Origin of the sequence: Halomonas sp. 72 (assembly GCF_052379785.1) — a bacterium.
Taxonomy (GTDB): Bacteria; Pseudomonadota; Gammaproteobacteria; order Pseudomonadales; family Halomonadaceae; genus Vreelandella; species Vreelandella citrativorans.
Map to the genome: position 1 here is coordinate 161,866 of NZ_JBQSYY010000002.1, position 12,701 is coordinate 174,566.

The following is a 12,701-nucleotide window of genomic DNA, read 5'->3' on the forward strand; positions in this document are numbered from 1 at the left end:
TAAAGCAGCGAGGTAATCATGACGACAGCGCGCCATCTGGTGGTATTTACCGGCTCGGGGATCAGCGCCGAAAGTGGTATCAAGACATTCCGCGCAAGCGATGGCTTATGGGAAGACCACCCGGTTGAAGAGGTGGCAACGCCGCAAGGCTGGCAGCGCGACCCCCAGCGCGTACTGACGTTTTATGATCAACGCCGAGAGCAGATTCGCAGTGCCCAACCCAATGCCGCGCACAGGGCGCTGGCAAGCCTGGAGCAGGCGGGGTTCAAGGTCACCGTTATCACTCAAAATATTGATGATCTACATGAGCGGGCAGGTTCCAGCGATGTGATCCATTTGCATGGCGAAATTTTAAATGCCCGCTCCAGCGCGGATGAGCGCATGCGCTATCCGCTCGTTAAAGGCGGTATTGCGTTGGGTGATCTGTGCGATAAGGGCAGCCAGCTGCGCCCTGACGTGGTCTGGTTTGGCGAGGCCGTGCCGCTGTTTGAAGAGGCCTGCGAACTAGCCAGCCAAGCGGATTTTTTGCTGGTCGTCGGAACCTCGCTTGCGGTGATGCCCGCCGCTTCACTGCTCTCGTATATCGACTACGACACGCCCTGCGCACTGGTTGACCCGGATGCCGATGACTTAAGCCCACCTGGCGTACTGGCGATTAATGCTACTGCCGGGGAAGGCGTGCCCGCGCTGGTAGAGCGCTGGAAAAGAGAAGGCGCGCTAACACTGCCTTAACGCTTTAGCCTGACAAGCGAGGTGACGATTTCAGAAACCAGGCCTTCATGACATCGGTAATGTGGGTTATCTGCTGCTCAGAGGTAATATAGGCGGGCATGGTATATAGCCAGCGCCCGATCGGGCGTAGCCAAACACCCTGCTCGCGAGCAAATGTGGCAACGCCTGTTAACGCTGCTTCCGAGTGCGCTTCAATAACGGCCGTGGCGCCCAGTATGCGCACATCGGCAACCTCTGGGTGCGCCATGAGCGCTTGATCCTCCAGTAAGGTGCGGCACAGTAACCGGTTTAAGAGCGCTATTTTGCCAGGATAGTTTTCCTCTTCAAATACCGCCAGGCTTTCCAGCGCTACCCGGCACGCCAAGGGGTTGCCCATAAACGTTGGGCCGTGCATAAAAGCGTGGTGTGCGCTGTCACCGATAAAAGCGTCGTGAATGCGGTCGGTCGCAAGCGTGGCGGCGTGGCCCAAATAGCCGCCAGTTAGCCCTTTGGAAAGCACCATGATATCCGGGCTAACGTTGGCGTGATCGGCGGCAAATAGTTTGCCGGTGCGGCCAAACCCCGTGGCAACCTCATCAAAGATCAGCACCACGTTAAATGCGTCACACAGGGCCCGGGCGCCGCGCAAGTAGTTCGGGGAGGTCATGTTCAGCCCACCCGCAGCCTGCAGCAGCGGCTCCATCAGCAGCGCAGCAATGTCCTGATGGTGACGCTCAAGCACCTCGCCTAGCGCATCTAAATCGGCGGCTACCTGCGCTTGCGTTGCGTTAAAAGGAGCGATTGGCGCAGGCGCAAAATGGTGCTGGGGCAGCAGGCTTGAAAACAGGCTGTGCATGCCTTCTTCTGGGTCGCACACGGCCATGCAGCCCGTGGTATCTCCGTGATAGGCCTTCATTAGCGAGAGCATTTTGCGCTTTTTTGGTTGTCCAGTAAGCACGTGGTACTGCAGCGCCATTTTCATCGCCACCTCCATGCCTACCGAGCCGCTGTCAGAGTAGAAGACGTGATTAAGCCCGTCGGGCGTGACGCGCACCAGCTCACGCGCCAACTGATCGGCGGGGTCATGAGTGAGCCCGCCGAGCATCACATGGCAGAGTGTTTCCGCCTGCTCGCGAATAGCCGCCACCAGGCGCGGATGGCCGTAACCGTGAATCATGCACCACCAGGAGCAGGTAGCATCCAGCAGGCGCTCGCCGCTTTCCAACTCAAAATAGGCGCCGCTACCGCCGACCACCCTGGGGGCGGGCGGTTGGGTTTTAAGGTGTGCGTAGGGGTGCCAGACTGGCGAGTTCATAATGCCTCCAACGAGAGATAGCGGTGGGCGGTGGCCGCATCGGGCGTTGTCAAATGCGGCACAATGCCCAGGCAGGGCGCTGCCAGCCTGGCGTTAAGGTGGGCCATGTTGGGCGTGAAACGGGTAGTATCCGCCGCAAAGGCGGGGTCAATCACACTGCCTGCCCAGCCCGCAAGCGTCAGACCGTCGGCGCGAATGGCATCGGCCGCTAAGCGGGCATGGTTCAGGCAGCCGAGCTTTAAACCAACCACCAGGATCACCGGCAGCCTCAGCGCGATGGCGATGTCGGCAAAATCCTCCTGTTCGTTGATCGGCACGCGCCAGCCGCCCGCACCCTCAATCAGAGTGAACGCCCTCGGCGTCTGGCCAAGGGTGTCACGCAGCCAGTGGGCAACCTCAGGCACGCTTAGCATCTGGCCTGCCTCCTGTGCGGCCAGGTGAGGTGCTATCGCAGGCTCAAAGGCCATTGGGTTAACCGTGGCGTAGTCAACCGGCGGTTCACACTGCTGCTGCAGTGCCAGCGCATCGCCATTGCGCAGCCCTTTCGTCGTTAGCGAGCTGCCAGAGGCGATGGGCTTAAGCCCTAAGGTGCTCAACTGCTGGCATCGGGCGGCATAAAGAAGCGCGCTCCCGACCAGCGTTTTTCCCGCATCGGTGTCGGTGCCGGTAACAAAAAAGCGCTTCATCGGGGTTTCTCCAGTTGCAGGTTCAGGCAGTGATAGCTGACCGGAAGCCCTTGGCGCTTACGAAGCTGCTCAAAGCGCGTGGCAGCCGCTGCCAGGTCCGCCCGGGTGAGCATGGCGTTGGGCCTGGCCACTTGTGCGCCAACCCCCTTGATGGAAGCCATAACGGCCTTGATGTCAGGATAAAAGAAGGTTTCCACGTGGGTCGCTTGGTGAGTGCAGCGCAGGCCGCTTTTGTGAATAGCACCGTTAACCAGGCGGTAGGAGGGCGTCGTTAACAGCGCGCTTGAGCGCTGCCAGGCGAAAGCCACTTCGGCCAACGTGCCGGGTAATAGCGTACTGATGTACGCCAGGCCGCCTGGCGCCAGCACTCGATACAGCGACTGCATAACGGCCAGAGTGTCGCGACACCACTGAATGGCCAGGTTGGAAAACACCAGGTCGAATAGGTAGCGAGGGGTGGGCAACGACTCGGCACTGCCTGGCTGCCAGGCAATGTGGTCGCCGTGGCGCGAGCGAGCGTGCTCCAGCATGCCCGGCGCAATGTCCAGCCCCGTGACGTGTCCATGGGGGTAGCGTTCGGCTAGTCGCTGCGACCAATAGCCAGTACCGCAGCCCAGGTCGAGTATATGGCTAGCCTCAGATGGCAAGTCGTTCCATAGCGTTTCACCGATATGGCGTTGGGCGCTGGCCAGTGCATCGTATTGCGGTGCTGCCCGGGAGAAAGCGTGCGCCACTCGGGCCTGCCAGTCGGCGCTGGGCCGCCGTAACTGAGGGGGGATCGAACTCATGCCATTTCCCTGGCAGATAGCGCAGTGGCTTGAGCGGCGAGCAGTGACGCCAAACGCGTTGGTTGCGAGAGCATTGGGCAGTGGCCGCCGCGTTCAAGTGTTAGCGTCCGCTGGCACTCAATAGCGCTGATCAGCGGGTCATGCTCGCCCACGAGATGAACCACTGGGCATGGCGACGTGTTTAGGCGTCGACGATTATCCAGTGTGGCCAGCCAGTGAAGGCCTGCAGAAAGCGTGGTGCGGTCTGCCGGGGGCGTACTGCCAAGCAGGGCACGCAGCTGTGCGTGAACCTGATACGGAGCGGGCTCTCCTTGAGCCTGCCAGCGCAGAAAGTGACGCCACGCGGCATCGCCACGGTGCGCAAAGATGGCTTGGAAGTCGGCAAGCGCTGCTGACGTTGCGCTATCCGGCGTGCAGAACCTGGCACCTGCTCCCAGCAGTAGTAGCCCCTGGGGCGCAGGAAGATAGTCAAGCAGCGCCGTCGCCAGCAGGCCGCCCAGCGACCATCCGACCCAAACCGCATCGCTGGGCAGACGGCTTGCCATGGCCGTGGCAAGCTCACTCAGGGAGGCGTTGTCAGGCAGTGCAGGAACCTTGCCGTAACCAGGCCAATCAACGGCGGCAACCTCGACGTTGGCGGGCCAGTAAGGGTGCAGCGGCCGCCAGATTCGCCGGTCAATTCCCCAGCCTGAAAGCAGTACCAGGCGCGTCATAATGCCTCCAAGTGGCAGGCCGCCAGCGTTTCGAGAAGCCGGTCGATATCACTACGCGAATGGCGAGCGCTGAGCGTAATGCGCAGGCGAGACTCAGCCCTGGGCACGGTGGGTGGACGAATTGCGCCAACGTCAATTCCCGCTTGATACAGCTTTTCGGCCCACAGCAGCACGCGCGACTCGCCTCCCAGATACAGCGGTTGAATGGGCGTGCGCGATTCACCCAGCGGCAGGTTCAGCCGTAGAGCCTCTTCACGAAAGTAGTCTATATGACGCGCAAGGCGCAGGCGGTGCTCGGGCTCGCGCTGGACAATCGCAAGTGCTTCCAGCGTCGCGGCGCTAACGCCGGGCGGTTGTGCGGTGGTATAGATATAGCTTCTGGCGAACTGGGTCAGATGGTCGATCAACTGTGCATCGCCTGCAACAAACGCACCGGCCGTGCCCAGCGCTTTGCCCAGTGTACCGACCAGAATCGGCACCTGGTCACTTCCCCAGTGTGTGCCCACACAGCCACTGCCGTTATTACCTATAACACCAAGGCCGTGGGCGTCATCAATCATTAGCCAGGCAGCATGCTGTTGGCTTACCCGCACCAGCGCTTCAATATCGGCCACATCGCCATCCATGCTGAAGACACCGTCGCTCACTACCAGCTTGTGGGTACAGCGGCTGCGCGCCAGCAGGCGGCTCAAGTCGTCACTATCGTTATGGTGGTAGCGCCGTGAGCGGGCGCCGCTCAGCGCGCTTCCATCCAGCAGTGAGGCGTGATTGAGCCGGTCGTGAAAAATGGCCGTGTGGGTATCGGCTAGCGCCTGTAGCACGCCCAGGTTTGCCATATAGCCGGTGGAGAACAGCACGGCCCGCTCGCGGCCTGTCCAGGCTGCCAGGGCGTCTTCCAGGGCATCGTGAATCGCGTGGTGGCCGTTCACCAGATGCGATGCGCCAGCCCCGGCGCCAAATCGGCGAGCGCCTTCGGCTTGGGCAGCCTGAACGCGAGGGTCGGTTGCCAGGCCAAGATAGTCATTGTCTGCGAAGTTCACCAGGTGTGGCTGTCGGGTACGCCGAGTGCGCCACTGCTGGGCGTGCTGACGAACCGCTCGCGCATTGGCCAGACGTTGATGCCACGCTTCAGACACTGGCATCCACCGCAAGCTCAGCGACGCGCTGGTTAAGCTGCTGCTGAGCCAAGCGCTCACTTTGCGCGGCCTCGCTTTCACAGGTTTCGCGCGTTTCTGGATGCAGGCCTAGCTTGGCAAACAGGGCCCTGTCTCGCGTGGCCTGGGGGTTGCTGGTCGTTAGCAGCTTGTCGCCGTAGAAGATGGAGTTGGCACCGGCCAGAAACGCCAGCGCTTGGGTGGATTCGCTCATCTGCTCGCGCCCGGCGGAAAGCCGTACATGGCTTTGGGGCATCATGATGCGCGCGACGGCAATGGCGCGGATAAACTCCAGCGGGTCGAGATCTTCCACGTTCTCAAGTGGCGTGCCGGGCACTTTGACCAACATGTTAATCGGCACCGATTCCGGGTGCGGGCTGAGTTTGGCCAGCTGTTGCAGCAGGGCGCTTCTATCCTGAGCACCTTCCCCCATGCCCAAAATGCCGCCGGAGCAGACCTTCATGCCCGCCTCACGAACAGTCGCCAGGGTTTCCAAGCGGTCACTGTAGGTGCGCGTGGTGATGATTTCGCCGTAGTAGTCGGGGGACGTGTCCAGGTTGTGGTTGTAGTAATCAAGCCCGGCGGTTGCCAAACGGGTAGCCTGTTGGTCGTTGACCATGCCCAACGTCATGCAGGTTTCAAGCCCCAGCGCCTTTACCCGACGGACCATCTCTTCGACAACGAGCAGGTCCTTGTCCCGGGGGCTGCGCCAGGCTGCGCCCATGCAGAAACGGCTGGCGCCAGCTTGCTTAGCGGCCTGGGCCTGTTCCACCACCTTTTCGATTTCCAACAACTTCTCTTTTTCAAGCTGTGTGGTGTAGTGGCCCGATTGCGGGCAGTACTTACAGTCTTCGGGGCAGGCGCCGGTTTTAATCGACAGCAAGGTTGATACCTGGACCGCGTTAGGGTCGAAATGCGCTCGGTGCACCTGCTGGGCCTGGAACAGCAAATCGTTAAACGGCAGAGCAAACAGGGCGTTGATTTCTTCAAGCGTCCAGTCATTGCGTGGGGCAGCAGTCGCGATCATTGGTAAACCATGTCTGTGTAAAAAGTTGACAAGACTCTAGCGATGAAGCGTTTGTTATGTCAACTATGAAAATTTAAAAGGTTTACGGTGGTGATGGATTCGTCAACGATCAAGCACTGCTTTATACTCTGCGCCCTTTTTCATCCTGTTGACGACCTTTGGAGCGCGGATGCCTGCCTCAACTGAATGTGATTCTGTCACTGGTCATCCTCGCCCACCGCGTCGAGAGTTCAAGGCGCGGGGCAGTTTTGTCATACGCTGTGAGGGCTGTAATTTGCCCGCGCTAAACTGCCTTTGCCCGTACCAGGTGAAGGCCGAAAGCCACGCCCAGGTATGGCTGCTGACGCATCCGTTGGAGCACTATAAGCCGACCAATACGGGTCGGTTGATAGGGGATGTGCTGGCGCAAACGCAGGTATTTACCTGGTATCGAACGGCGCCGGATGCGCAGTTAACCGAGCTTTTGGCAGACCCGCGCTACGTGCCCTTTGTCATCTTCCCGGATGACCAGCCCGATTATGCTGACCGGGTGGTGGGAATGGACGCCGTACACAGCGCCAAACAGGAATCGCGTATTCCTGTGTTTATCATTCTGGATGGTACATGGCGGCAGGCGCGGCGCATGTTTCGCAAGAGTGCGTACCTGGATGCGTTGCCGGTATTGCCGTTACATACCGAACGCGAAACCCGCTACCGGCTGCGTAAGCCCGCCTCGAAAGCGCATTTATGTACGGCAGAGGTGGCCATTGAGCTGTTGCGCCAAGGGGGCGACAACAACGCGGCGGCCGTGCTGGATGACTACTTCGATGTGTTTAACGATAGCTACGCCGCCAGCCGGTTCTACAAGAAAATTGCAGAACCCACTGAGGCAATGACGCGCCTGTTAGCACGAAAGGAAGGGGTTGAAGAGAGGGAAGAGCGTCGCTAGCGGGCAGCGCCGGGTAGCCAACGCAGGAGTATCTTGCGCACCCAGTACCAGCGGTTAATCAGCAGGGCGGTAAAAATTAGCCCGCAGCCGAGTAGCTGTAGCGGCGCCATAACTTCGCCAAACCACCAGGCGGCAAATAATGCGGTCCATACCGCTTCCAGCATCAATACCACCGAGGCGTGGCTTGGCGTGGTCATTCCCTGGGCGGTAATTTGCAGGAAAAACCGCAGGGCGCTTGCCAATAGAACACTGGCCATAAACCAGCCCAGAATAGACGTGTTAAGCGCCACGGGCTGGCGCTCAAACATAAAGGACACCAGGGTTAGTACGGTGCCCACGGATAACAGCTGAAGTGTGGTGAGCGGTAGGGCGGCTACGTTTCGCACGACGCGGGTATTAATATTGATGAGTAACGCAAAGCAGAGTGCTGCGCAGACCATCAAAAGCTGGCTGGTTTCTACCTTGAAACCAGCATTAAGGGAAAGCAACGCGAAGCCCAGCAGAGCAACGGGCAGGGCGATCCAAGTGGTGCGTGGAGGTCTATCGCCAAACAGCAGCTTGGCAACGATAGGCACCAGTAATATCCCCAGGCTATTGATAAACGCACTTTCGCCCAGGTGATTTGACGTCGCAAGCCCCATGATCCAGAAGCCAATGGCGCCGCTAAACAGAAAACCCACAAAAATACCGCGCCGAATACGCCGTGCTGGCATGGCGCTTAAGGCGGGCCAGGCAAAGCCCAGCAGGATGAGCCCAGCCAGCAAAAAGCGAGTGCCGATAAACAGCATCGGCGGCATACCGGCAAGCGCTTCCTTGGAGAAAATCCATCCGGCTGCCGCCAGTATGGTTACCAGCAGTAGCAAGGCATCCGCCTGCCAGGGCGAACGTTTAAGCGTACTCACGCCGCGCCGCTACCAAACAAGGCACCTACAATTCGAAAGCCTGCGACCCAAGTGCCCACGGCTGAGCCGAGCGTGGCGAGGATAAAGACCAGCAGCGTGCGCGACACCCGGTTTTTCCACCACCCTTTGAGGTGGGTGACATCCTGACGTAGCGAAGCGAAGTCGCGCACCTTGGGTTTGCGCATGTAAAGCTCCACCCCGGCGGCGACAAAACCGGCCCCAATCGTTGGGTTAAGCGAGGTAAGCGGTGCGGCAAAGAAAGTGGTAATAACGGTGACCGGGTGAGCAAGCGCAATAAGGGTCGCCCCGCCGGACAGAATCCCGTTGATCAAGAACCACTCCAGCACCAACTGCCAACCCAAATCGGTATTGCGTGAGAAGCCAATGGCAAAGCCGGTAATGACCAGCGCCGTAATCAGCCAAGGCAAGGCTTTCCAGAGTTTGGAGGGCGGCGGTGAAGCTTCCAGCGCTTCGCGTTCTACCGTTGGGTTCTCGGGTAATGGTGCTTCCAGGTGCTCAGCGGTGCCTTTCAGGTGGCCAGCACCCAGCACCACTAACACGTTCTTGAAGCGCCCAGGCGGCGCCTGTTCGGCAAGGCGTAGCACCATGTAGCGGTCGCGCTCGCGAATCAGCGGGGTGTAAAGGGCTTCCGATTCAGCGGCAAACTCGCTAAACGTGGCTTCCAGCATATCGCCTTCTTTTAGCTTTTCGATCTCTTCCTTGGATACGTCCTGGCGCGATAGTACGCTGCCAATCAGGCCTGAAAAGAGTGAAAAGCGTTGCCACCAGGGCACGTTGCGGTAGATGCGCTTAAGCGTTATCCCGACATCGCGGTCAACCAGTAAAAGCGGCAGGTTACGGTTACGGCACTCTTCAAGCGCGGCGCGCATCTCGGCACCTGGCTCAATGCCGGACTGCTCAGCGATACGCTGTTGAAAAGCGCCCAGTGCCAGGCTTGCCGCGACCATACCCGCTTTGCCCTGCTTGAATACCTGAAAAAGGTCCTGCTCACCCATGGCATCCGGGTTCGTCATGCTGTGATGGCGGGCGTCGCACAGCTCAATTGCTACGGCGTCATAAAGCCCGCTGTCAGCCAGCATTTTTACATCGTCAGCACTTTGTGCCGACACGTGCGCCGTACCCAGCAAAGTGTAGGTAGTGCCGCCCACGGTAACCGTTTTCAGCGGCCCGCTAGTGGCGGGTAGTGCGTCAGACGCCGTGGCTAGCGGGGTGGTGTCGTCTTGGGTCATTAGGTGTCTCAACTCAAATAGTAAACGGCATCATCCGAATTAGCGCCGCCAAAAAGCGGGCGTAAATAACACTAACACGGTAAAAATTTCCAGGCGGCCTAGCAGCATGGCAAGCACCAGTATCCATTTGGCAAGATCAGGTAGCTCGCCGTAGTTGCCGCTGGCTTCTCCGAGTGCCGGGCCAAGGTTATTAAGCGCTGATCCCACGGTCGACCAGGCGGTGACCTGGTCCACGCCGGTTGCCATAACGCCCATCAGCATTAAAAAGAACAGCATGACGTAGGCGGAGAAGAACCCCCAAACGGCCTGGGCGATGCTGTCGGGTACACTCACTTTGCCGACTTTAACCGCGATAACCGCATTGGGATGGATCAAGCGCATAACCTCGCGCATGCCCTGCTTGAGAATCAGGATAATCCGGATGACCTTCATTCCCCCTGCTGTTGAACCGGAGCAGCCGCCCACAAAAGCGGCAATAAACAGTAAAAAAGGGATAGCGCCAGGCCAGGCCGAGAAGTCGGCGACGGAAAAGCCTGCTGTGGTCGCGACGGACACCACCTCGAAAAGCGCGTAGCGCAAGCCGCTTAGCGTATCGTAGGTGTGTGTCAGCCACAGGGTAATCGCGGTAATCGTGACAAGTCCTGCCAGAAACAGCATTAAAAAGCGTGCTTCCGGGTCTTGGAAGTAGTGCAGCAAGCGCTTTTCACGCCAGGCGATAAAGTGCAGGCTAAAACTGAACGCGGAAATGAGTATAAAAGCCGCGCAAATCAGCTCAATCGCTGCGCTGTTGAAGTAACCGATGCTGGCATCATGAGTAGAAAAACCGCCAATCGCCACGGTAGAGAAACTGTGCCCTATGGCATCAAACCAATCCATGCCGGCCAGCATATAGGCCACCATGCAGGCCATGGTGAGAGTGGCGTAGATGTACCAAAGCGCTTTGGCCGTTTCGGTGATTCGTGGCGTTAGTTTGGAGTCTTTCAGAGGTCCTGGAATTTCGGTGCGGTAAAGCGCCATGCCGCCGACCCCAAGCGTAGGCAGAATCGCGACGGCCAGCACCACAATCCCCATCCCGCCAAGCCACTGCAACTGTTGGCGATAGTAGAGAATCGATTTGGGCAAAAAGTCGATCCCCGTAATCACCGTGGCGCCTGTCGTGGTCAGGCCTGAAAATGATTCAAACACCGCATCGGTAATGCTCAGCGACGTATCGCCAAACAGCATCAGCGGTAGCGAACCAAACAGCGCCAGAACCGTCCAGAACATCGCCGCGATTAAAAAACCATCACGGATGCGTAGCTCTTTGTGGGCACGGCGGTTGGGTAGGTACAAGGTTAAGCCGGTGATCGCCGTAATGGCGATACCGATCATAAATGCGTACCAGACCCCATCGCGAAACCACAGGGAAATCAAAATGGGGGGGAGCATCGTCAGGCTGAACAGCATCAGCAGCAGCCCTAAAATGCGTAAAATGACCCGCAGACTCATGGTAGGTGCATGCTCCTAAAAGAACGTCAAACCGACCTGGAACATACGCTCGACATCGCGGATGCGGCGCTTATCGATCACAAACAGAATCACGTGATCGCCGCTCTCCACCGTGACATCCCCATGAGCGATAATGACGTCCTTGCCGCGCACAATCGCTCCGATCGTGGTGCCTTCGGGCAGGCCGATCTCGCGAACGGTACGACCGACAACTTTCGAAGAGTGTTTGTCGCCATGAGCAATGGCTTCAATGGCTTCTGCCGCTCCACGGCGTAGTGAATGCACATTGACGATATCGCCTCGGCGTACGTGGGTTAACAGGCTGCCAATGGTGGCCTGCTGGGGCGAAATTGCGATATCGATCTCGCCACCTTGAACGAGGTCTACGTAAGCGGCGTTGTTGATCAGCGTAAGCACCTTCTTGGCCCCCAGCCGTTTGGCTAGCAGCGACGACATGATATTGACTTCGTCGTCGTTGGTCAGCGCGCAGAAAATGTCGCAGTCCTCAATGTTCTCTTCTTCCAGAAGCCGCTTGCTGGTCGCGCTGCCGTGAAGCACGACGGTGCGGTCAAGCCGTTCGGAGAGCGTGGTACAGCGCTCAAGGCTATGCTCGATAATCTTGACCTGATGGCTGTGTTCCAGATGCTCGGCCAAGCGTTCGCCAATGTTGCCGCCGCCCGCAATGACGACGCGGCGAAAGCCCCGTTCGATTCGCCGAAGCTCGCTCATGACCGCGCGAATGTCTCTCCTGGCAGCAAGGAAAAACACCTCATCGTCGGCTTCAATGACCGTGTCGCCGCGGGGGATGAGGGGCCGGTTACGCCGATAAATAGCCGCGACGCGAGTATCCACGTTGGGCATATGACTGCGCAAAAAGGCCAGGTCCTGACCCACCAGTGGCCCGCCATACACCGCTTTGACCGCCACTAGCTGCACCAGGCCATCCGCAAAGTCCAGCACCTGCAACGCACCGGGGTGCTCAATCAAGCGGCGGACGTGATCGGTGACCACCTGTTCGGGGCTGATCAATACATCAATGGGGATCGCTTCGTGGGCAAAAAGCCCCTTGCGAGTCAGATAGGGCGTGGCGCGCACACGGGCAATTTTGGTAGGCGTGCGGAACAGCGTATGCGCGACCTGACAGGCGATCATGTTGACTTCGTCGCTGTTGGTCACCGCAATTAACATGTCAGCATCTTCGCAGCCAGCTTGCCGCAGAACGATAGGGTAGGAACCCGCGCCGGTGACGGTACGAATATCGAGCTTGGTGTGCAGCTCGCGCAGCTTATTGGCGTCGGTATCGACAACGGTGATGTCATTTTCCTCGCGAGCGAGGTGCTCCGCCAGGGTGCCGCCGACCTGGCCGGCGCCGAGAATGATGATTTTCATTACTGAGCATCGGTTCCATTGAAAGCGCCAGCGCAATAGGTAGCGTTGTATATCTAACGTAATGCGCTGCAATAAAGACGGCGGCCAGTGTAAACCAGCCGCCGTCGAAATGCAGGTAAGGATTATTCCAGCGTGAAACCGACTTTAACGGTGACCTGCCAGTGGGCCACGCGGCCGTCTTCAATATGGCCACGTGTATCGGTCACTTCTAGCCAGCGCATGTGCTGGATAGACTCGGACGCCTTGGCGATTGCATTCTGCACGGCTTCCTCGATGCCTTTCTCGGAAGAGCCGGTGATTTCTATGTGCTTGTAGGTGTGGTGAGTCATGGTATCTCCATCCTTAGTCAT

The 12,701-nt window shown here is 58.7% G+C and carries 13 protein-coding genes; 2 read left to right on the top strand and 11 right to left on the bottom strand.

What is annotated here, in order from left to right; genetic code table 11:
• The first annotated feature begins 18 nt into the window (after positions 1-18).
• A complete protein-coding gene (locus tag ACT3T6_RS02675; RefSeq protein WP_193055256.1) occupies positions 19-732 on the top strand; it encodes an SIR2 family NAD-dependent protein deacylase in 714 nt (237 codons plus the stop codon).
• Positions 733-736: 4 nt separating this feature from the next.
• On the opposite strand, the gene bioA is transcribed toward ACT3T6_RS02675, so the two are convergent.
• Genes bioA through bioB form a run of 6 tightly spaced genes read right to left on the bottom strand, consistent with a single transcriptional unit; the run spans position 737 to position 6,394 of the window.
• Positions 737-2,026, bottom strand: coding sequence for an adenosylmethionine--8-amino-7-oxononanoate transaminase (gene bioA, locus ACT3T6_RS02680; protein ID WP_193055257.1), 1,290 nt, complete (start codon positions 2,024-2,026; stop codon positions 737-739).
• A complete protein-coding gene (gene bioD / locus ACT3T6_RS02685; protein WP_193055258.1) occupies positions 2,023-2,712 on the bottom strand; it encodes a dethiobiotin synthase in 690 nt (229 codons plus the stop codon). Before bioD ends, bioA begins: the two co-directional genes overlap by 4 nt.
• Positions 2,709-3,500 (bottom strand): methyltransferase domain-containing protein, encoded by a 792-nt coding sequence (locus tag ACT3T6_RS02690; RefSeq protein ID WP_193055259.1) that lies wholly within the window; start codon positions 3,498-3,500, stop codon positions 2,709-2,711. The genes bioD and ACT3T6_RS02690 overlap by 4 nt, the downstream gene beginning before the upstream one ends.
• A complete protein-coding gene (locus tag ACT3T6_RS02695; RefSeq protein WP_193055260.1) occupies positions 3,497-4,213 on the bottom strand; it encodes an alpha/beta fold hydrolase in 717 nt (238 codons plus the stop codon). Before ACT3T6_RS02695 ends, ACT3T6_RS02690 begins: the two co-directional genes overlap by 4 nt.
• The gene (gene bioF, locus ACT3T6_RS02700) at positions 4,210-5,355 is read right to left on the bottom strand and encodes an 8-amino-7-oxononanoate synthase (protein ID WP_193055261.1); all 1,146 of its coding nucleotides are present in this window, start codon (positions 5,353-5,355) and stop codon (positions 4,210-4,212) included. Before bioF ends, ACT3T6_RS02695 begins: the two co-directional genes overlap by 4 nt.
• Positions 5,342-6,394, bottom strand: coding sequence for a biotin synthase BioB (gene bioB / locus ACT3T6_RS02705; protein WP_193055262.1), 1,053 nt, complete (start codon positions 6,392-6,394; stop codon positions 5,342-5,344). The genes bioF and bioB overlap by 14 nt, the downstream gene beginning before the upstream one ends.
• A gap of 169 nt (positions 6,395-6,563) precedes the next feature.
• Between bioB and ACT3T6_RS02710 the strand changes: the two genes are divergently transcribed.
• On the top strand, positions 6,564-7,322 hold the full coding sequence (locus ACT3T6_RS02710) for a tRNA-uridine aminocarboxypropyltransferase (RefSeq protein ID WP_193055263.1): 759 nt from the start codon (positions 6,564-6,566) through the stop codon (positions 7,320-7,322).
• On the opposite strand, the gene ACT3T6_RS02715 is transcribed toward ACT3T6_RS02710, so the two are convergent.
• From ACT3T6_RS02715 to ACT3T6_RS02735, 5 genes are all read right to left on the bottom strand, one after another.
• A complete protein-coding gene (locus ACT3T6_RS02715; RefSeq protein ID WP_193055264.1) occupies positions 7,319-8,224 on the bottom strand; it encodes a DMT family transporter in 906 nt (301 codons plus the stop codon). The genes ACT3T6_RS02710 and ACT3T6_RS02715 overlap by 4 nt on opposite strands.
• Positions 8,221-9,474, bottom strand: coding sequence for a TraB/GumN family protein (locus ACT3T6_RS02720; protein ID WP_193055265.1), 1,254 nt, complete (start codon positions 9,472-9,474; stop codon positions 8,221-8,223). Before ACT3T6_RS02720 ends, ACT3T6_RS02715 begins: the two co-directional genes overlap by 4 nt.
• Before the next feature lie 39 nt (positions 9,475-9,513).
• Positions 9,514-10,962 carry a TrkH family potassium uptake protein gene (locus ACT3T6_RS02725; RefSeq protein ID WP_172118599.1) on the bottom strand — a complete coding sequence of 483 codons (1,449 nt, stop codon included), beginning with the start codon at positions 10,960-10,962 and terminating at the stop codon, positions 9,514-9,516.
• 15 nt (positions 10,963-10,977) lie between these two features.
• The gene (gene trkA, locus ACT3T6_RS02730) at positions 10,978-12,351 is read right to left on the bottom strand and encodes a Trk system potassium transporter TrkA (RefSeq protein WP_172118600.1); all 1,374 of its coding nucleotides are present in this window, start codon (positions 12,349-12,351) and stop codon (positions 10,978-10,980) included.
• Between the two features lie 122 nt (positions 12,352-12,473).
• Entirely contained in the window at positions 12,474-12,680 is a 207-nt protein-coding gene (locus ACT3T6_RS02735; protein ID WP_172118637.1) for a dodecin, read from the bottom strand.
• Positions 12,681-12,701: the final 21 nt, after the last annotated feature.

Coding starts and splice junctions, on each gene's coding strand:
- ACT3T6_RS02675 (WP_193055256.1), top strand. CDS start 19: ATGACGACAGCGCGCCATCTGGTGGTATTTACCGGCTCGGGGATCAGC.
- ACT3T6_RS02710 (WP_193055263.1), top strand. CDS start 6,564: ATGCCTGCCTCAACTGAATGTGATTCTGTCACTGGTCATCCTCGCCCA.
- bioB (WP_193055262.1), bottom strand. CDS start 6,394: ATGATCGCGACTGCTGCCCCACGCAATGACTGGACGCTTGAAGAAATC.
- ACT3T6_RS02735 (WP_172118637.1), bottom strand. CDS start 12,680: ATGACTCACCACACCTACAAGCACATAGAAATCACCGGCTCTTCCGAG.
- trkA (WP_172118600.1), bottom strand. CDS start 12,351: ATGAAAATCATCATTCTCGGCGCCGGCCAGGTCGGCGGCACCCTGGCG.
- ACT3T6_RS02695 (WP_193055260.1), bottom strand. CDS start 4,213: ATGACGCGCCTGGTACTGCTTTCAGGCTGGGGAATTGACCGGCGAATC.
- ACT3T6_RS02725 (WP_172118599.1), bottom strand. CDS start 10,962: ATGAGTCTGCGGGTCATTTTACGCATTTTAGGGCTGCTGCTGATGCTG.
- bioD (WP_193055258.1), bottom strand. CDS start 2,712: ATGAAGCGCTTTTTTGTTACCGGCACCGACACCGATGCGGGAAAAACG.
- ACT3T6_RS02690 (WP_193055259.1), bottom strand. CDS start 3,500: ATGAGTTCGATCCCCCCTCAGTTACGGCGGCCCAGCGCCGACTGGCAG.
- bioA (WP_193055257.1), bottom strand. CDS start 2,026: ATGAACTCGCCAGTCTGGCACCCCTACGCACACCTTAAAACCCAACCG.
- ACT3T6_RS02720 (WP_193055265.1), bottom strand. CDS start 9,474: ATGACCCAAGACGACACCACCCCGCTAGCCACGGCGTCTGACGCACTA.
- bioF (WP_193055261.1), bottom strand. CDS start 5,355: ATGCCAGTGTCTGAAGCGTGGCATCAACGTCTGGCCAATGCGCGAGCG.